The organism is Archangium sp., from assembly GCF_036277355.1.
Taxonomy (GTDB): domain Bacteria; phylum Myxococcota; class Myxococcia; order Myxococcales; family Myxococcaceae; genus Archangium.
Window position 1 is genome coordinate 53,741 of sequence record NZ_DASUNC010000199.1, and the last position, 18,755, is coordinate 72,495.

General features: G+C 70.8%; 17 protein-coding genes. 5 read left to right on the forward strand and 12 right to left on the reverse strand.

Annotation, left to right across the window (positions count from 1 at the left end):
- Positions 1-10: 10 nt before the first annotated feature.
- Positions 11-463 (forward strand): hypothetical protein, encoded by a 453-nt coding sequence (locus VFZ09_RS49085; protein ID WP_047856301.1) that lies wholly within the window; start codon positions 11-13, stop codon positions 461-463.
- Here VFZ09_RS49085 and VFZ09_RS49090 read toward each other — a convergent pair.
- A complete protein-coding gene (locus tag VFZ09_RS49090) occupies positions 452-1,606 on the reverse strand; it encodes an oxygenase MpaB family protein (RefSeq protein WP_329734812.1) in 1,155 nt (384 codons plus the stop codon). The two genes, VFZ09_RS49085 and VFZ09_RS49090, sit on opposite strands and share 12 nt — an antisense overlap.
- A 10-nt stretch (positions 1,607-1,616) precedes the next feature.
- On the reverse strand, positions 1,617-6,506 hold the full coding sequence (locus tag VFZ09_RS49095; protein WP_329734781.1) for a hypothetical protein: 4,890 nt from the start codon (positions 6,504-6,506) through the stop codon (positions 1,617-1,619).
- A 214-nt stretch (positions 6,507-6,720) separates the two neighbouring features.
- Here VFZ09_RS49095 and VFZ09_RS49100 point away from each other — a divergent pair, with 214 nt between their 5' ends.
- Together VFZ09_RS49100 and VFZ09_RS49105 are read left to right on the forward strand one after the other, a co-directional pair.
- A complete protein-coding gene (locus VFZ09_RS49100; RefSeq protein WP_329734782.1) occupies positions 6,721-7,284 on the forward strand; it encodes a hypothetical protein in 564 nt (187 codons plus the stop codon).
- Entirely contained in the window at positions 7,281-7,637 is a 357-nt protein-coding gene (locus tag VFZ09_RS49105; protein ID WP_329734783.1) for a hypothetical protein, read from the forward strand. The genes VFZ09_RS49100 and VFZ09_RS49105 overlap by 4 nt, the downstream gene beginning before the upstream one ends.
- Positions 7,638-7,686: 49 nt before the next feature.
- On the opposite strand, the gene VFZ09_RS49110 is transcribed toward VFZ09_RS49105, so the two are convergent.
- From VFZ09_RS49110 to VFZ09_RS49125, 4 genes are all read right to left on the reverse strand, one after another.
- Positions 7,687-7,863 (reverse strand): hypothetical protein, encoded by a 177-nt coding sequence (locus VFZ09_RS49110; protein ID WP_329734784.1) that lies wholly within the window; start codon positions 7,861-7,863, stop codon positions 7,687-7,689.
- Positions 7,864-8,127: 264 nt separating this feature from the next.
- Positions 8,128-8,802, reverse strand: coding sequence for a hypothetical protein (locus VFZ09_RS49115; protein ID WP_329734785.1), 675 nt, complete (start codon positions 8,800-8,802; stop codon positions 8,128-8,130).
- Positions 8,789-9,448 (reverse strand): recombination-associated protein RdgC, encoded by a 660-nt coding sequence (gene rdgC, locus VFZ09_RS49120; RefSeq protein ID WP_329734786.1) that lies wholly within the window; start codon positions 9,446-9,448, stop codon positions 8,789-8,791. The genes VFZ09_RS49115 and rdgC overlap by 14 nt, the downstream gene beginning before the upstream one ends.
- A 35-nt stretch (positions 9,449-9,483) precedes the next feature.
- Positions 9,484-10,653: a hypothetical protein gene (locus VFZ09_RS49125; RefSeq protein ID WP_329734787.1), complete on the reverse strand. Its 1,170-nt coding sequence runs from the start codon at positions 10,651-10,653 to the stop codon at positions 9,484-9,486.
- A gap of 71 nt (positions 10,654-10,724) precedes the next feature.
- Between VFZ09_RS49125 and VFZ09_RS49130 the strand changes: the two genes are divergently transcribed.
- Together VFZ09_RS49130 and VFZ09_RS49135 are read left to right on the forward strand one after the other, a co-directional pair.
- On the forward strand, positions 10,725-11,192 hold the full coding sequence (locus VFZ09_RS49130) for an MAPEG family protein (RefSeq protein ID WP_329734788.1): 468 nt from the start codon (positions 10,725-10,727) through the stop codon (positions 11,190-11,192).
- A 35-nt stretch (positions 11,193-11,227) separates the two neighbouring features.
- On the forward strand, positions 11,228-12,319 hold the full coding sequence (locus VFZ09_RS49135; RefSeq protein ID WP_329734789.1) for a hypothetical protein: 1,092 nt from the start codon (positions 11,228-11,230) through the stop codon (positions 12,317-12,319).
- A 15-nt stretch (positions 12,320-12,334) separates the two neighbouring features.
- Here the strand turns inward: VFZ09_RS49135 and VFZ09_RS49140 are convergent, their stop codons facing one another.
- The 6 genes from VFZ09_RS49140 to VFZ09_RS49165 all read right to left on the reverse strand — a co-directional run bounded on the left by VFZ09_RS49140 (position 12,335) and on the right by VFZ09_RS49165 (position 18,709).
- Entirely contained in the window at positions 12,335-13,201 is an 867-nt protein-coding gene (locus VFZ09_RS49140; protein ID WP_329734790.1) for an ATP adenylyltransferase, read from the reverse strand.
- A gap of 26 nt (positions 13,202-13,227) precedes the next feature.
- Positions 13,228-13,485 (reverse strand): acyl-CoA-binding protein, encoded by a 258-nt coding sequence (locus VFZ09_RS49145; RefSeq protein WP_329734791.1) that lies wholly within the window; start codon positions 13,483-13,485, stop codon positions 13,228-13,230.
- 13 nt (positions 13,486-13,498) lie between these two features.
- Positions 13,499-14,482 carry a hypothetical protein gene (locus VFZ09_RS49150; RefSeq protein WP_329734792.1) on the reverse strand — a complete coding sequence of 328 codons (984 nt, stop codon included), beginning with the start codon at positions 14,480-14,482 and terminating at the stop codon, positions 13,499-13,501.
- A gap of 82 nt (positions 14,483-14,564) precedes the next feature.
- Complete coding sequence (locus VFZ09_RS49155; protein ID WP_329734793.1) at positions 14,565-15,506, reverse strand: DUF2381 family protein; 942 nt, start codon at positions 15,504-15,506, stop codon at positions 14,565-14,567.
- Between the two features lie 106 nt (positions 15,507-15,612).
- On the reverse strand, positions 15,613-17,040 hold the full coding sequence (locus VFZ09_RS49160) for a serine/threonine-protein kinase (RefSeq protein WP_329734794.1): 1,428 nt from the start codon (positions 17,038-17,040) through the stop codon (positions 15,613-15,615).
- Between the two features lie 175 nt (positions 17,041-17,215).
- Positions 17,216-18,709, reverse strand: coding sequence for an amino acid permease (locus VFZ09_RS49165; RefSeq protein WP_329734795.1), 1,494 nt, complete (start codon positions 18,707-18,709; stop codon positions 17,216-17,218).
- Positions 18,710-18,755: the final 46 nt, after the last annotated feature.

Here is an 18,755-nt window from a genome sequence, read left to right on the forward strand (position 1 = left end):
GAGAGGGGTCATGGCCGACAAGCGTCGCTTCGACCTCTTCGCCCAGTTCCTCACCGAGCGCTTCCCCGCTCCGCGCATCTATGACATCGCGGGCGGGCAGGGCCGGCTCAACGAGGCCCTGTCCAGATTGGGCCGCACGGTCACCACCTTCGACCTGCGCCACAAGCACCTGCCCGTCCGCTACGAGCAGCGCATGTTCACCCTGGAGGAGCCCTGCGAGTGCGACCTGCTCGTGGGCATGCACCCGGACGGCGCCACGCGCATCATCATCGAGTACGCGGCGAAGCACCGGCTGCCCTTCGCCGTGGTGCCGTGCTGCTCGGACAACAGCATGCCGTACAACCCGTGGCGGCGGTACCTGGCGGACCTGGCGCGCGAGCTCGGCTTCCCCCACGTGGAGGAGCAGGAGCTCCCCATGGAGGGCCGCTCCCGCGTCGTCCTCGGGGACTTCTCACCCCGGTAGGTGCTCGGGCATGTCGTAGGTGGCGTCGGTCCCGGCCAGCCCCATGGACACGGCGTTGCGCCAGTAGGCCATCCCGGCGTTCAGCGCCAGCATGTCCACCCCCGGCACCCGCCGCAGCACCGAGTGGGTGTTCGACACCACCACCCGCAGCAGCGGCACCACCAGGCCCCAGGCATTTCGCGGGTAGCCGAGCGCGTCCGCGTACGTGTCTCCGATGAGGCGGCGTGAGATGGCGTAGCCGATCTCCACGGCCCGCTCCGCTCGCGAGCGCTCCTCCGGGGTGTGCGCTTGCAGCAGGGGGCTCTGCAGGAGCGCGTCGGCCAGGGCCCTCGCGTCCTCGTCCGGGAGCTCCTGCGTGCGGGTGATCAACCCCCAGAGCGTACGGGCCTCGGCCTCAGTGGCGGGGAGCAGCTCCTCGCGCACGCCGAGCACGTAGCCGGTGTAGCGCCACAGGTGCAGCAGCTCCTCCACCTCGTCTGGCGTCAGCTCCACCCCGAGGCGCCGCAGCCCATCCACCACCTCGAGGCTGAAGAGCATCACCGTGCCCGCCATGTCGAGCTGGTTGATGGGCGTGCCCCAGGCCCGCGCGTTCCACCGGGGCGAGCCCTCGAGCAGGCGCCGCACCTGGGCGTGCATCAGCCGCACCCGCACCGCCGCCGCGAAGCCCTGCGCGCCCGGCCGCATTCCTCCTGGCAGGCACACCGCCTCCACGAAGTGGCTCGTCTCGGAGAGCCGGCGCGGGGCCGCCGTCTTGAGCCGGCCCGAGAAGGCGAGCGGCTTGTTGCCCGCGGGCGAGCAGTAGCCCATCACGAGCGAGCGGAACGCGAGCACGAAGCCGCCGAAGATGCCCGTGCGCAGGAAGGCCGTGCCGCCCCGGTCACAGCGCGCCTCGTCCACCCAGAAGGGGACATGGTGGATGTGCTCGGAGAGACGGAGCAGCGGCTCCGGTGCGGAAGAGGGAAGGACCCCCGCCGTCAGCTGGCGCAGCATCTCCTGGCGCCGAGGGGGCGGGAGCGTGGAGAGGACCGCGGCGGCCTCGTCGGCCAGGGGATCTCCCTCGCCGAGCATGGCGCCGAGGCGCTCCACGCGGTTTCCGAACTGACGGCGGGCCTGCTCCAGGTGGACGTAGCGCTCGGGAAACATCCGCTTCACCTTAGTCCCAACCCCGGAGCGCGACGCGCATTCCCCGGAGCCACCGGTCGAGTTCCTGACGGCGCAGCGTGGCGAAGACCCGGCCGCCCACGATGGAGAGGCCGGTGAGCGTCATCACCACGAAGCCGATGCGATGGTCCCTCAACCCGGCGTGCACCAGCGTGGCCGCCACGTCCAGCGTGAGGAACAGCGTCCCCAGGGCCAGGTAGGCGCGGATGTGCAGCGCCATGCCGGCCGCCACGCCCAGCAGGCAGGCCGCGCCGAACACGAAGGCATAGGTGCCGTCCGCCGCCTGGCCGATCTGCAGCGCCACCTTCGCCGCCGCGGGCACGTACAGCAGCATGCCGCCCAGGATGCGCACCGCGTTCCTCGCCGCGCGCGGCAGGCTGCCCGTGAAGAGCTGGCCCAGCATCAACAGCAGCAGGCCGAGCGGCGCCAGGTAGATTTCGATGCCCTCCATGTCCAGGGAGAGCGCGGCGATGAGCAGCGCCGCGTTGCAGGCCGTGGCCGCCAGCGAGCCGAACAGCCGGCTGCGCTCCACCGCTCCCAGCGCCGCGTACAGGAGGCCCGAGCCACCCGCCAGCAGCGCGGCCTCCCGCGTGGCCTCGCTGGGGAGCACCAGCGCCATGCCCACCGGCAGCAGCGCCGCGAACCGGCGGGTCGCCCGCTCCACCGGTGCCACCCCCGCCCGCCGCGCCAGCACCGTCACCCCCACCAGCACGAAGCCCAGCGCCAGGGCGAAGAGCGCATCGTGCTCGGGGCGCAGGTCCCGGGCATGGAGCGCCCTCACGAGCGCGTACACGCCCACCACCGCCACCTGCACGAAGTACACGTGCCGGCCCGTCCGCTCGCGCCACGCGGCGTGCAGCGACACCCCCACCGCCAGCGCGATGGCCGAGCCCGCCAGCGGGAGCACCCGCTCGTCCGGTGTGCTCCCCTGCGCTGCCACCAGCGCGAGCAGCCCACCCATGGCGATGAGCCACAGGTCCCGGCCCCAGGCGAGCCCCCGGGCCAGGTCCTCGCGTCCTTCACGCAGCCGCCGGTTGGCCATGTGCGCGAGCGCCGCCACCGCCGCCACGCAGAGCGCCAGGGCCGGAAGGTGCGGCGCGAGGCTGCGTGTGTCGAGCGCCACCGAGAGGCCCGTCAGCGCGGCGAGCCCCGCCAGCGCCGTGGCCCAGCCCGCGCCCAGCCGCGCCAGCGCGCCCTTCCACTGGGCCGCGCCGATGTACAGCGTGGTGGCCAGGATCGCCAGGGTGAGGGGGAGGGACACGGACCGCATCCAGTCTCCACCCAGGCCGTACACGTCCGAGAGCAGGAGCCGGGGAACGGCCATCAGCGGATCCGTCCTGCCTCCACTGGCCAGCGCGTACACCGTCGCGTTGAGCGCATAGAAGAGGGCACCCAGTTGGGCCCGCGCACGCGCCTGGCCCTCGTCACGCCCCAGCCTTCGGGCCACCCACGGGCTCAGCGCCACCACGCCCAGCCCCACCAGGGCGAGCACGGGGCCCGGCCATGCGCCCACGGTGGGCTCGAGATGCGCCACGGCGTGGATGACCAGGAGCAGGCCCAGCCCTGGCACCAGCCGTCCCTGGGGCCGCGCCCGGCTCGCGAGCAGCAGCAGCCCGGCGCCGAGGATGAGCACGGCCGCCTCCAGCCCGGGCTGGAAGAACGCCGCCGCGAAGACGAGCCCCGCGGCGGTGCCCGACCAGCCGTGCAGCGCCCGCATGAGCCGAGGGCCGAAGGAGTCGGAGCCGGACTCCCCGAACAGGAGGTGCTGCACGAGGCGGACGCGGACTCCCAACAGGGTGAGCGCCAGCCCCGCGCCGGCATACGCGAGCCCCGCGGCGGCGAGGCCCAGGAAGGCCCGGTACCAGAGCTGCTCCACCGTCTCGCCGGAGGCCAGCCATGCCTCGGATGCGAGCCAGTGCGTGCTCCGGGCGGCCTCCAGGTACTCGGCGCGAACCCACTGACTCCCCGGAGGCAACGTGGCCACCAGTTCATGTCCGAGCACGGCGCGATGGACGGCCCACAGCGCGGCCCCCGGCAGTGCCAGGAGCAGTCCCAGGTTGGCGAGCGCCGGAGCCCGGAAGGAGAAGGCGAGCAGCATCGCCAGGAGTCCGGCGCCCAGCGGCATGAGCGGAGGCACCACCGTCAACGCGCGGGAGAGCAGGGGCCCACCGGCGCTCCACGCACCCACCGAGAGCACCACGGCCAGCGCGGCCACTCCGGCGTGCGGGACGAGGTGGTAGACGCGGCCGTGGCGCTCGTTCTCCAGGAGGCGCCCGAGCCACGGCCCGAAACGCCGCGTGGCGAGCGCCAGCAGCCAGAGGCCCATGCCGATGAACGGGAGGCGGAAGGCGCTCACGTCGGGCGGCAGGGGACGTCCCGCGCGGTTGAGCACCGCCGTGAAGGCGATGAAGAGGCCCGCGACGGCGAGCATGCCCACCGAGCCTCGCAGGTGCCACGTGACGAAGCCTCGCGAGAGGAAGGCGAGCGCCGCGCTCCCCGTGAGCAGCGCTCCCGCGAGCACCAGCGTGGGGCGCTCGGACTCCACCGGGAACTGCATCCAGTTCGACAGGAGGACGAGGGTGCACACCCCGCCCACGGAGGACACGGCGGCGAAGCCATCGGTGTAGAGGGGGCGGCCCGACTCGGGGAAGGGCAGGCGGATCCACCCGAGCAGCCGCCTGCCTCGCGGGGCGGGCTCAGGAGTTTCGGATGCGCGTCCACGCAGCGACGCGATGGCGGAGAAGCCGAGCGTCAGTCCCGCGAGCAGCAGGGCCCGGCCGGCGAAGTCCGTGGGGCGCAGCCCCTGGACGAACAGCACGGCCGAGAGCGCGAGGCCCCACGCGGCCAGGGTGCTGATGAGCCGGCTCCGCTCCCGTCTCACGCGCAGCAGCAGGAGCACCGAGGCGAGGACGAGCGGCATGCAGCCGATGACGAGCGTCGGGAGGCTCGTGGCCACTTCGCCGGCACCGGCCTGTACTCCGGGAAGGGCGAGCAGCACCCCCACGGAGGCCAGGGCGAGCGAGAGGTCATCCAGGGGCAGGAGCTCGTTGCTCTTCCCGCTCCGGCGCATCCACGCCGCCTGGAGGAGCCCGGCCACGCCGTAGAGCGCCGCCGCCCCGGTGAGCACGGACAGCTGCGCCCAGTCCCTCGCCTCCACGCCGGTGGCGTCGATGGTGGCGAAGGCTCCGAAGATGGCGGCCACCGCTCCCAGGTAGTGCAGGGCCCGCGCGCGGTACCCACCGGTGAGGTGCGCGGCCACGGCCACCAGCGCGCCCGCGGTCACCGCCGGCCATGCCGTGTCCGAGCCCCAACCCGTGACGCCGTACGAGGTCAGCGGCAACGCCGCCAGGGAGAGCACCACGCCCCAGCCGAGCAGCCAGAAGCCGAGACTGTGCTGGGCGTTCAGCCGGCCCATGGGCAGCAGACCCGCGCCCACGGCGGCGATGCCCACCATCCACCAGCGGGGCTCGAGGGGCATCATCAAGCGGGCCAGGAGGACGCCGGCCAGGGCCAGTGTGAGCACGGCCGGGTGGGCGAGCGCGCGCCGCCGGGGCTCGAACAGGAAGAAGGTCAGCGCCGCCCCCATGGGCGTGAGGGCCGAGGCGAGGTCCACCCAGGGCTCCACGCCAGGCTGCACGGAGAAGGCCGCGAGCGCCGCGGCGAGGGCTCCACTGGCCAGCACCGCGTGCGCGAGGGTCTCCACCACGGGGGCCGCCTGGGGATGGGCCTCGCGCGCGGAGGGCTGACTCGCCACGCCCGCGGCCACCGCGGCGAGCGCCATCGCCCAGAGCGTCATGCCGGCGAAGAGCGGGCTCCCCGGGAAGAGGGCGTCGAAACCGGAAGGCGCGCTGGCGACGGCGAAGACGGCGAGGGCGGCCGCGCCATAGAGGCTCGTGGTCAGGAGGGAGAGTCCTGCCCGGGGCTGCTCCCGCCGGGCCCGCCACGCCGAGGCCCCGAAGGCCGCCACACCGGCGAAGGCGCAGAGCGTGCGGGCCCAGGGCGCCTCGTCCAGCCCCATCAACGGCAGTCCCGCCAGCAGCGAGGGGAGCAGCGCCACCCCGAGCGACACGGGGGAAGCGCCGTACAGCAGGCGTCCCGTGGGCCTCAGGGTGAGCAGGGTGAGCGCGGCGACTCCGGCCGAGGCGGGCCCGCCCATCACCGGGGACAGGCCCACCAGGGAGGACAGCGCGACGAAGACGACGGGCAGCAGGGCGATGCCGATGCTCGCGAGCACCCGTCCGGCCGAGGCCGAGCGCCGGGCGAGGAGCACCCCGAGTCCGACGAAGGCCGAGTGGTAGGCGAAGAGGGCACCCGTGACGAGCAGCTGCCGGGGCACGCCGCCGAGCGCGCGCCAGGCCTCGCGCACGCCCATGAGGGATCCGCCGAGCACCAGCACCGCGCCGAGGAACCACCACACGTACTCGTGCAGCTTGGGGGCCGCGCCGCTCGCGGCGTCGTCGAGCGCCACCATCGCATCCAGCCCGCCGCCGAGCGCGCCCGCGTCCGCGCGCTGGAAGAGCGCCTGTCCCGACTCCGACGCGAGGCCGATGCCCTCCTCCTCGTGGTGCGGACGGGGAGTGGCCTCGCGCTCGCGCTCCTCGCGGGCCGCGTTCTCCAGCGCCTGGAAGAAGGCCTGGCCCCAGGTGGGGCGCCAATCCTCGAGCTCCTCGAGCTTCCCGGCGAGCGCGTCCGCCTTCTGCTCCAGCGTGCTCGCGTCCTCGAGCAGCGGCACGGCGATGGCGGCGCTCACGACGGTGGTGACGGAGAGGGACTCGGTGAGCCGGGTCGCGGTGGCCGGTTCCACCAGCCGCGTGGCCTGCCAGTCGGAGATCCGCCGCTTCAGCTTCTCCTGGACGAGCCTGTCCACGTGCTCCCGTGTCACGGGCTCCAATAGGGCGCCGCAGTCCGGACAGGTGTCCCGGCTCTCCCCGTCGCGAAGCTCGGCACAGACCAAACAGATCATCGGGGCCCCCATCGTCACCAGGCGCATGCGTCCGGCGTGGAGACTAGGCGCTTTCGCCTCTTCCTCCAAAGGCCCCGGCCAGGAGGGCTTCCCGTGGGGACATCCACTGGCGCATTCAGTAGTCTCCGGCTCCATGCGTTCGAGCCACTGCCGGGTGCTGCTGGTCGTGTGTTGCTTGCTGGCACCGTGGGCGTCGGCGCAAGCGCCGCTGTCAGGGGGCACACCGGACGTCGTGGTGGCCTCGGTGCTTGCGGTGGTTCCGGATACGGTGCGCCTCAAGATGCTGGCGGCCATGGCCCGGGGGGACATCGCCGGGGCCATCTCCATGTGGCAGCTCGCCACGAATCGCGACACGGTTCCGCCCGCCCTGGCGGCACTTCAATCGGCCTTCGGCCTGGCCAACAGGGTGGCGGGTTCCTGCGGCCGAGTGGCCAAAGACATCTCCCAAGGCTTCAAATTCCTGGGAGGCACCCCTCAGTACCTTCGCATTTCCAGCACCCAGGGTGATTTTTTGTCATGGCAAAGCCGGACTTTGATGTCCGACAACAACAGGCATTTCTTGGTGGAGTACGAAGGTAGGTTTTATGATGCGTTCACTGGCCCAGCGGGAATGTCCCGAGCCGAATACCTCAAGCACGTCGTGCTGCGCGGTGAGGCTCTCATTGAGCAGGTTACCGAGGAGATGCTGACAAGATGAGCAAGCTTCAGACACCCAGGGATTGGGAGGGACGTGCTGTCTCCACCGTGGACTTGCTGCTGTTCATCCGGGAACAGGTGAACGAAGGAGCGATATTGGAAATGTTCCTGGGCTCGGTGAATGCCCACGCCATGCGTGCCTTCATCGAGGGCAGCTCCATGGCCCTCCAGTACAACGGTCTTCCCGACCGGGAGTTCCAGGACTTCATCGTCTGGCTGCGCGACGTCAAACGGGAATGGCCAGAGGATGGTTGGGTGAAGAAGTATCTCCGGGAACTCGGCGGAGATCATGCAGCGGCCATCAAGAAGTTCCTCGATTTCGTCGCTGAATTCGCCGCCACCCGGAAGCGCTGAGAAGAGCAGGGGAGCGGACCCACGGGCCCGCTCCCCCTTCCACGCAGGCTCAGCCGCAGCGGCCGCAGTCCAGCCGGCAGTTGTCGTAGGTCCCGACATAGACGAGCGGCGGGCACGCCTCGCGCGCGGCCTCGGCGCTGGAGGAGAGCGCACAGGCGCGCGCGGTGCTCTCCCGCTCGTTGAGCATGCCCCGGTCGTTGCCCACGTAGACGCCTCCCCAAGTCACGTGGTGGGCACGTCCTGACTGCGTCCTGCCGTGCATGGGCTTGTCTGGCCCACGGGGTTGTTCCGCTCTCGCGGGCTGCCCAGGACGAAATTGCCGCCGACGTCAAACCCGGATCCAGGATGACGGTTTTTCTTGGGAACCGGCCTGTTGCCGGGGGGATGAAGCGTGCGGAGACGGACAGACGGGCGGGGCGCGTCGGCTGTCTGACATTCAAGGGGGGTGGGGCCCGTCCCGCGGTGAGGGGGGACGGGCCGGGGTGTCCGCTCAGCCGCGCGCGGCGCGAGCCAGCTGCACCTTGGTGGCCCGGGGGGCCTCGTCCTCGCCCTTCATCCAGCGCTTCATGGCGGGGACGGCCTTCTTGCTCCAGTTGCGGCTGGCGCGCACCTCGAGGAAGGCCTGCACCAACGCGTCCACCATCTTGGAGAGCTGCTCGGTGAGGTAGAGCCGCTCCAGCAGCCGGTCATCCTCCTCCTCGGCCATCAGCTCCGGCAGCTTCGCGGCGCGGATGTCGAGGAACTCGGCGTCCAGCGTCACCTCGTACACCTTCTCGCCGTGGGTGAGGCGCCAGCGGGCCTGGTGCACCAGCAGGCCGCGGTCCATGGAGTGCTTCACCTGCTCCGAGTAGGGCGCGAGCGCGCCCCGGGCCATCAGCTCGGTGACGTCGCCGTTGACGCCACGCAGGGTGCAGCGGCCCGTGTAGAGGACGACGAGGCCCGTGCCCTCGAAGTCCACCAGCGCATCCCCCGACTCCGAGCGCCACAGCAGCCAGGTGAGGAACTCGCGGCCCAGGTAGGCCCGGCCGCGCAGCAGCTGCTCGCGCGCCTTGTCACGTTCGATCTCCGCTTCGTCCCGCGTCTCCTCCTCGGTGGCTCCACCGTCGACGCCGGTGTCACCGCGCATGAAGGCCGCTTCGATTCTCGCCTGCTCACGCCTCCCCATGGGCCACCTCGCTGCTGGGAATCTCGTTGTGGGAAATCTCCATGCCGATCAGCTCCGGCGTGGGGACGAGCTCCTCGTCCTTGATGCCGGAGCGCGCGGCCATGGCGGCGGGCACCAGCGGCTGGAGCTTCACCTCGAAGGCCTGCTCGAGCGCCAGGAGGATCTCCTCCACCTGCTTGCGCGAGGCGGCCCAGATCTGCACCTGCTGCGTCTGCAGGTTCCAGCTCACGTCGTGCACCTTGGTGGAGGGCACGGCGCGCTGGCGCAGCATGTGGCGGAGGGAGGCGCGGTTCTCCGCCTTCTCGCCACGGGTGGGCTGGCGGCCGTTCTGCTTCTCGAAGGCGGTGGCCCACTTGTCCAGCTCGGCCTTCAGCACCGCGGCGGGCACCTTGACGGTGTCCACCCGGAAGCCGAACAGCGCGTAGTCGCCGTACAGGATGGCGCCGGTGGAGAACTCCACGGAGTCATGGTTCTCCAGCTCCACGAAGCCCGCGGCCCGCTCGTCCTCGGTCTTCTTGAGGTCGATGGGCTCGAAGGCCCCGGACTTCAAGCCCTTGGAGAGCCAGCGTTTCTTGTCGGAAGGAGCGTTTCCGGCCGGCTCGGACCGGAAGCGCGAGAAGGTCACTGCACCACTGAGGACTGGCATGAAGCCCGGCAACTTTCACAAGCCGGGCCCCGCCGTCAAGGTACTGCTGGTGCGGCCTCCATCCGGGACGCCCGCTTCTTCTTCCAGGCCTTGTATTCGGGGGACTTGACGAAGCCCGCGTACTCCTCGAGGGCCGTCAGGTCGCCAATCTCCACGCTCGTGTCGCGCTCGATGCCGTCCAGGTAGCGGGCGGTGTCCTTGAACTGCTTGTCCTGGAGCGACAGGCCGATGAGCACCCAGTGGGCCAGGGTGAGGGTGGGCTCGCCGGCGATGGCGGCCTTGAAGTGGCCCAGGGCCGCCTTGCGGTCCCCCTTGTCCAGCATCACGCTGCCGCGCAGGTACTGGAGGTAGGGGTCCTTCACCCGCTGATCCAACCGGTCGATCATCTTCATCACCGTGGCGTAGTCCTTGCGCATCATGTGGCCGTCGATGGAGATGAGGTCCAGGCTGGGATCGTTGGGGTAGGCCTGCTCGAAGTCCTGGATGGACTTCTGGTACTGGGCCTCGTCGAGCTGGGCGGCGGCGCTGAGGCGCAGCAGGAGGAAGGGCTTGTTCTTGCGCAGGGACTCGGGCAGCGCGTCGAACGTCTTCACCACCTCGGCGTACTGCTTCTCCTGCACCTGGCGCTGCATCTCCTGGAGCTTGGGGGCGTTCTTGAGGAAGTCCTGCTCCTTGCCCATCAGCTTGTCCACGAGGTTGTAGCCGGCCTCCTTGGCGGCCTGGAGGTACATGCGGCGCAGGGTCTCGCTGAAGGGCTCGCCGGTGATGTAGGGGTAGAAGTCGACGATGACGACCTGGCCCTCGGCGTTCCTGGCCAGCTCCAGGTCCAGGTAGTTGACGCCGCTCTGGCTGGTCATGACGCGGTAGAGGGCGTGAGGGGCGCCGCCCTCCATGCGCAGGCGCAGCAGGCGGAAGCTGGAGTCATCCTCGCGCGTGGCGACGAGCTGCTTGCCCAGCTGCAGGCCCGAGCGGCGCACGCCCTTGGAGAAGCCGTCGTGGAAGGCCTTGGGGGTGGAGGTGCCGCGCGTGGCGCGCTCGAGGAGCCGATCCACGTCGACGCGCGCGTCCAGGATGGAGCCGTCACCCGCGTGGATGCCTTGCTCCAGTTCCGTGGTGTAGGCCACGTACGCCGGATCCATGGCGGGGGCTGGGGTGGGCGCGGCCGTGGGCTGCGCCGCGAGGACGACGAGGAGGAGGGTGAGCATGGTGCGCGCACGCTACACGTGGGGCGCGCCCGCTGTCCAAACGCGCCCACTGCTGGTAGATGGCCCCCGCCATGAACGATTTCTTCCCGCAGATGACCTCCAACCTGGTGCTGGCGTTCCCGGGCTTCCGTCTCTACGCCCTGTGCGCCGTCATCCTCGTCATCAAGATGTTCGCCGTGGGCATCTACACCGCCATGACGCGCTCCCGGCTGAAGGTGGCGATGAACCCCGAGGACGCGGCCCGGTTCGGCGCCCAGGTCACGGCCACCGAGCACCCCGACGTGGAGCGCGTGCTGCGCGCCCACCGCAATGACCTGGAGAACATCCCGGGCTTCCTCATCCTCGGGCTCATCGCCGTGCTGGCGGGCGTGCCGGTGCTCGGCCTGCGGATCTGCTTCATCGCCTATACCGCCGCCCGGGTGGTGTACAGCGTCGCCTACGTCAAGGCCATGCAGCCGTGGCGCTCGATGAGCTTCGGCATCGGGACGCTGTGCATGTTCGCGCTGTGCGTGATGATCATCATCCGCATCCTGTCCTGAGCCCCACCGCCCTCCGACGCAGGAGCCCCCCGCCCATGCCCCAGATGCTCGACAGCCTGCCGGTCCTCTACCGCGATCTCCTGCCCGGCTTCTTCCGCGCGGAGATTCCCAACGAGGAGAAGGCCACGTGCTCCTCGTGCGCCATGTGCCCGTCCTCCGCGCAGGGGACCGTCGAGTCCGTGGACGGGGTGAGCCGGCTGTTCCGGCCGGACACCAAGTGCTGCACCTACTACCCCAAGCTGCCCAACTACCTGGTGGGCGCGCTCCTGTCCGACACGCGCGAGGAGCTGGGCGAGGGACGGCGGCGGGTGGGGGAGAAGATCGCCAGCCACGTGGGCGTGACGCCGCAGTGGGTCCGCCCGTCGGCGCGCTACAACCTGCTGTACCGCAACTCGCGGCAGTTCTTCGGCCGGGCGGCCTCCATGCGCTGCCCGTACTTCGAGGAGCAGCAGGGCGGGTGCACCATCTGGCCCTTCCGCGAGGCCGTGTGCTCCACGTTCTTCTGCAAGTACGTGGCGGGCGCGGACGGGCGGAAGCTGTGGATGACGTTCAAGACGTACCTGGCGCTCGCGGAGATCCAGCTCTCGCGCTACGCCGTGCTCCAGCTGCTGCCCGAGTACATCCTCGCCGGCAAGGACAAGCCGGACCTGGCGGAGACGCCGACGCTCGAGGACCTGGACGACAAGCCGCTGCCGGAGAAGGAGTACGCCGCGCTGTGGCGCCAGTGGGCGGGCCGCGAGCAGGAGTTCTACCGGGCCTGCTACGACACCATCCGCGCCCTGACGCCGGAGCAGGTGGAGAAGATCATGGGCCTGGATGGGGTCATCGAGCTGAAGGTGCTGGAGAAGAGCCTGCGGGACGCGGTGGCGCCCGCGCTGCCCAAGGTGCTCAAGCTCAACCCCGAGGCCACGGTGAAGTGGCTCGCGGATGGCAGTGTGGCGCTGGGGGCCTACAGCGAGTACGACGCCGTCGCGCTGCCCGGGGTGGCCTACTCGCTCCTGGTGGAGTTCACCGGCCGCGAGCCTGTCGAAGCGGTGCGCGCGCGCCTGCGCGAGGAGAAGCAGGCGGATCTGCACGAGGACATCCTGCTGGAGCTCTACCGGCACCGGATCCTGACGGAGGCCTGAGCCCTCCGGGAGGGTTCAGCCGGGGCGGGACTCGGGGGCCACCTGCCGCAGCAGCTCCAGGGGTCCCAGCTCCTGGAGCTTCTGGAGCTGCTCCTGGTTCTTGACGAGCAGCGAGCCGGCGAAGCCCATGGCGTTGACGTTGATGCCGTGGGACTCGGCCCGCGCGCGAGGCACCAGCAGCATCCAGTCCCGCGTGGTGAGCAGGTTGTACGGAGGCAGCGGGTGGCCGATTCCCAGCTCCTTCATCAGGGACTGATAGGCCGCGAGCATCCGCGCCCCGTCCCGGGCGGGAGAGGACTCCCACGGCCCGAGCCGCGTCACCGCGTGGGCGAACCCCGGGGCCCCGGGCAGCACCTTCTCCATGGGGACCCGCAGGCCCTCGGGACCGAGCGGGGGGATGAGCTGGAGGTGCTTGTGGGGCTGGCTGGCCCCGGCCACCTCGCCGGAGTTGTAGAAGCCCAGCCCGTCCAGCCCGTCCATGCAGAGCGCGAGCGCCTCGAAGTCCGCGGCCGTGAGCAGGGACTCCTGCTCCTCGAAGGCGCGCGTGACGATGAGCAGGTGGTGCTCGACGACGTTGAACTTGTTGAGCAGGCACAGGTGCGTGGGGGAGAGCCCGCCCACGATGAGGTCCGGATCCGGGTTCTCGAAGGGATCGAAGGGCACCGCGCGGGGCTTCTCGCGCCTGGCCCGCTCGTCCTTGAGGTGCGCCCGGCCGAGCACCCGCACCTGGAAGGGGATTCCCCGCTCCTCGAGGGTCTGGCACTCGGTGGCGATCGGCTGCAGGGCACCGGTGGCCAGTGCGTGCCGGGTCGTGGAGACGATCCGCGGCCACAGGTCCTCGGGCCGCAGGGATGGCTCATGGGGGAGGGAGGGCGTGCTCATCACGGTGCAGACTACCTCTGGGCGCCTCAACCGCGCAGCAGCCGCTCCACGAGCGCCACGTATTGCTGCATGGCCGCTTCCCGGCCCAGCCCCTTGCGGCCGGCCCAGGCGTCGTACTTGGCGCGCCCCTTGAGGTCCAGCATCCCCGGGCGCTTGCCCTGCACGTCGCCCTCGGTGGCCTGCTTGAAGAGCGAATACAGCTCCAACAGCGTGTCGTTGGAGGGGCGCGTCTTGAGCGTCTTCACGTGCTCCTGCGCGGAACGGAAGTCATCTTCGAGTGCCATGGTGGTGTCTCCTCTACTTCATCAGTTCTTCGAGCCAGCGCGCGAAGGGCTCGGAGGCCACCACGGGCGCCAGGCGCCTGCGCAGGGACTCGCGGCCCAGGTCCTGGAAGGTGTCGAGCAGGCCGAGGGGCTCGAGCAACTCGCGCATCGGCCGCTTGCCGTCGCGCTCCATGATGCGGGTGAGCAGGTGCTCCAACTCCGCGGTGGCGTCCCGCGTGGAGAGCCACTGGGTGAGGGCCTTGCGCACCACCGCCGCGCCGCCGGGGACGTCCGCTCGGGACAGCTCGCGTCCGAGCTTCGCCAGCGGCAGGCCCAGCACTCCGTCCAGGAGGGCCACGCGCATCTCGGCCTGCTCGGAGGCCCGGGTGGGGTCGGTGAGCGCATCCGCGAGCTGCTGGAAGAGGCCGGAGAGCGCCGAGTCGGCGAAGTCGCGGGCACGCTTCTCCACCTGGCGCTCGATCTCATCGGAGAGCGCGCCCGCGATGCCACCCAGTGTTCCGCCCGAGCTCTTGGCCTGCTCGGCGGCGAACTTCGCGAGGCCAGAGAAGCCCTTGGCGATGCGGTTCTCCGTCACGGGGGCGCTCACCTTGCGGCTGAACTCGACGAGCACGTTGAAGAGCAGCGCGCGCGCCAGTGTGCGGACGGGCGGACGGTCCAGCACGGAGAGCACCAGCGCCCGGTCCGGCGAGTAGTGGCGGGAGGCCAGCTCCGCCAGCATCTTGGGGAGCTCGGGGGGCACGGCCTCGCGCACGGTGCGCGGGTCCTGGGTGAGCTGGCGCTGGAGGTGGTCGAGCGCCGAGGCGAGCTCGCGGTCGGCGGTGTTGGAGGCGAGCCAGCCCTCGAGGGCGGCCCTCAGCGCGCGCGCCATGAGGGCGGGCGGCACGAGGGTCTCGAGGGGTTGGGAGAGCTCGTGCTCCACGACGAGCGCGGCGAGGCGATCCAACGGACCGTCGGTAGAGGCGTCCTGGAGTCGGGCGAGGAGGTCCTGGGCATTCATGGCGGTGGGCAGTATGGCGCGGCTCGGGGCGTTCGCCTCCCCGAAAGCACCTGGGATGTCGACAGGTGGGCCCCCCGCCTCGCTACGGGAAGATCACGCCGTCGAAGAGCTCACCCCCACCGCTCGCGTCCTCGCTCCACAGCTTCAGGGTGAAGGTGCCGCGCGCCTCCTCCACCGTCATTTCCAGTTCCACCCCGACGGTGCGCCGAGCCCCCGGGGTCATGGGCTCCTGCTGCCACACGCCGAGCACCTTCCACTCCACGCCCTGTGGGCCCAGCAGCACCGCCCCCCCGGGCATCCAGGGGGTGCTCCCGTTGTTTTTCAACTCCAGTTCCAGCGCCAGCCGCACCACCTCCCGCCCTTCCTCCAGGCGTGCGGTGGCTGAGCGGTAGCCGCGTGCCTTGATGCTGGTGAGCGTGTTGCCCGGGCGCGAGGTGACGCTGCGGGTGATGTTTTTATCGACGATGCCCCCCTCACCCAGCAGTCTCTGAGCAATCAGGCCCAGCATCCCCAGCTGCCCGCTGCACCGCGCCTCCAGGCGCGCCTTGTCCTCCTGGCACTGTCGCGCTTCCGCCCGTGCCTGCTGCTCACCCTCGCCGCAGGAGGCGGGCGGGCGTGGCTGGCGTATCACCTCCACCTGCCGCGCGGCCTCGGAGGGGTGCACCACCAGCAGGAAACGGGCGCTGGCCGGAGTCATGCCGTCCTGGAAGAAGACCGCCATGGGCACGCGCTCTGCCTGCGTGAGCGCCCGCGTGGGCACGAGCGCCAGCCCCGTCTCCCCCTCCACCACCCGGAAACGCTCCCGCCCGGCCAATTCCACGCGTCCCACTTTCGTGTCGAAGAAGAAGCCGGTGGAGAGCCCCGGGTGGATGCACACCGCGTACGCCTCACCGTGCGTGTCTTCCGTCAGCTCCAGGTGGCTCGTCCCCGTCACACAGCCAGGTGGCGCGGACAGTGCCGAGGCGTCCAGGGGGGCAGCGAGCAACACGAGTCGCAACAGGGCAGCGGAGGACAGCATGGGCATGGGCGGGGGTCTCCCGAGAACGTGGACAGGACCGCGGGAGTGGGGCTCTACCATACCTCCTGCCCGGTCATGTCCGGCCCACTGCCGTCCCACCTCGCGGACGCCCCTACTTGAAGCGGTCCACCACCCGCACCTGCGCAACGGGGTCCACCATCATCTTGCCCGGCGGGCTGCCGGGCTCGATCTCGAGGCCCACCTTGTCGTCCGTGTCCAGCAGCTCCAGACACACCGGGTAGGTCACCCCGAGGGGCGTGCGCGCCTCGGTGAAGCGGCCGTACACCCGCCCCTCCTTGACGTAGAGCCGCCCGGAGAGCCGGGTGTTGTCCGGCAGCGCGAAGCGTCCTCCATAGCCATGGCGATCGGCTCCCGCGTTCCAGATGGCCGCCAGGTAGACAGGAGTGTCTTCGTCCACGCGCACGTACCTGCCGCGCACGTCGCTCCACTGCACGCTCGTTATCTCTCCCAGGCGGAAGCCGAGTGTGGCCGTCATGGTCTCCACGGCCCCGGCGGGGCAGGCCTGGGGAGGCGGAGCGGGGCGCTCGGAGGGCACCTGCTGCGCGGCCCCCACGCAGGCCTGCAAGGCGGCGCCGGTGAGGCCGAGACACGCGTTGCGCATGGCGGTGCCCCGGCGCTTCGGGGCGGCTTCGAGCTGGGGGCCTGGGGTTGTCTGCGGCGGCTGCTTCACGGGAGCACTGTCCTTTCGGGGCGCCAACGGCGGGGCGGCGGCCGGGGGCGGAGGCGCCTCGGGCAGAGGCGCGGCCACGGCCCGCACAGGTTCCGGCGCTGGCCTCGCCGGCGCCACTTCCTGGCTGGAGCCGAGCCACCAGGCCCCCACCACCACGGCCAACCCCACGCCCACCGCCGCCAACAGCCGGCCCCAGCGCACCCAGGGCCTCACCGGGCGCCGCCGCTCCGGGTGCAGCACCTGCTTCCAGTCCACGTCCGTGCGGGCCCTCAACTCCTCCAGCGCCGCGTGCAGTGCCACCGCGCCCGGGTAGCGCGCCTCGGGCGTCTTGGCCAGCAGCCGCAGGCACACCTCTTCCACCGCCCGCGGCACGTTCGGGTTGACGAGGTGCGGAGGCAGGGGCGGCTGGTGCAGCACCGCCTCCACGTCCTCGCCCCCGTGCTCGGCGGGCCGGAAGGGGAAGCGGCCCGTGAGCAGCCGGTAGAGCACCACGCCCACCGCGTACAGGTCGTCTCCCGGCCCGGCCCGGTAGTGCGCGCCCGGCTCGCCCGCGTGCGCACGGCCATAGGCCCACGCCTCGGGGGCCCGGTAGGGCAGCGTGCCCGGGGGAAACATCCCCTTCGTCAGCGTGGGGTCTCCCTCGTGGTAGCCCGCGCCGAAGTCCACCAGCACCGCACGGCCCGTGCGCTGGTGCACCAGGATGTTGGCCTCTTTCACGTCACGGTGCACCACCCGCGCTTCGTGCACCACCGCCAGGCCGCACACCACCTCCAGCACCCGGTCCACCACCTCACCCATGGTGCGCCCGGGGGCCAGTCCCCACGCGTCCAGGGTGGTGCCTTCAATCAACTCCAGCTTCAGCGGCCCTCCAACGCACGGGACGCCTGGAGCGCCTCGCCTCGCGTCACTCGTTGACGTCAATGAGCATCACACATCTGTCTGCATTGCTCGTTGACGTCAACGAGTGGTGTCCGGCGTCCCGTCTTCGCACACGTCATGGCGAAGCGCACCGGGCCCGGGTGTGTCAGAGCGGACCGCCGAGGTCGGGGGGCGGCGGCTCGGCGGGGGTGGTGTCCCCGTGGCCGGCGCGCGAGTGCTTGCGGCCATAGCCGAAGTAGATGACCAACCCGAGCGCCATCCACGCGCCGAGCCGCAACCACGTGGCCACGCCCAGGCCCAGCATGAGGGAGCCGCAGGTGAGGATGCCGAGCACGGGCACCACGGGAACGAACGGGGTGCGGAAGGGCCGGGGCAGCTCCGGCCGCCGGTAGCGCAACACGAGGATGCCCGCGCACACCACCACGAAGGCGAACAGCGTGCCGATGGACACGAGCTCCCCCAGCAGGCCGATGGGGAACAGCCCCGCCACCACCATGGCCACCACGCCGGTGATGAGCGTGGAGACATAGGGGGTGTGGAAGCGCGGGTGCACCTGGCCGAAGAAGTGGGGAAGCAGGCCGTCGCGCGCCATCGCGTAGAAGATGCGCGGCTGTCCCATCAGCAACACGAGCACCACCGAGGCCAGGCCCGCGATGGCTCCCAGGCTGATGAGGGGCCGCAACCAGGACAGCGCCGGCCCCGCCTGGGCGATGGCCACGTACACGGGCTCGGGCACGTTGAGGGTGCTGTAGTGCGCCACGCCCGTCATCACCAGCGCCATGAGCATGTACAGCACGGTGCAGACGGCGAGCGAGCCCAGGATGCCCACCGGCAGATCCTTCTGCGGATTGCGCGTCTCCTGGGCCGCGGTGGAGACGGCATCGAAGCCGATGTACGCGAAGAAGATGACGCCCGCTCCCGAGAGAATCCCGCTCCAGCCGAAGTGCCCGAAGGTGCCCGTGTTCTCCGGGATGAAGGGCCTCCAGTTCTCGGGCCGCACGTAGAACGCGCCGAAGCCGATGACGAGCAGGACGACGGTCACCTTCAGGAAGACGATGATGTTGTTGAGCCGCGCCGACTCGTGGATGCCGACGACGAGCAGCCCGGTGAGCAGCGCCACCAGCAGCGCCGCCGGCAGGTTGACGATCGCTCCGGTGGCGTGGGGGATGTGCGAGCCCGGTGCCACGTCGAACGGGGCGCTCGTCAGGGCCACCGGGAGTTGGAGGTGCAGGTAGTCGCGCAGGAAGGCGGTGAAGTAGCCGGACCAGCCCACCGCCACCGTGGAGGAGGCGAAGAGGTACTCGAGCATGAGATCCCAGCCGATGATCCACGCGACGAGCTCGCCGAGGGTGGCGTAGCCGTAGGTGTAGGCGCTGCCGGCCACGGGAATCATCGCGGCGAACTCGGCGTAGCACAGCCCGGCGAAGAGGCAGCCCACCCCCGCGAGGACGAAGGACAGGAGGATGGCGGGCCCCGCGTGCTGGGCCGCCGCCGTGCCCGTCACCACGAAGATGCCCGCGCCGATGATGGCGCCCACGCCCAGCAGGACGAGCTGGAAGCCCGTGAGCGTGCGGTGCAGCTCGTGCCCCCCTTCTTCACGCTGCAATTGGGCGATGCTCTTCTTCGACCAGATGCTCATGGGCGGCAGTCAACGCCGCTCTGGCCGTCCGAGAAAGAACAAAAAG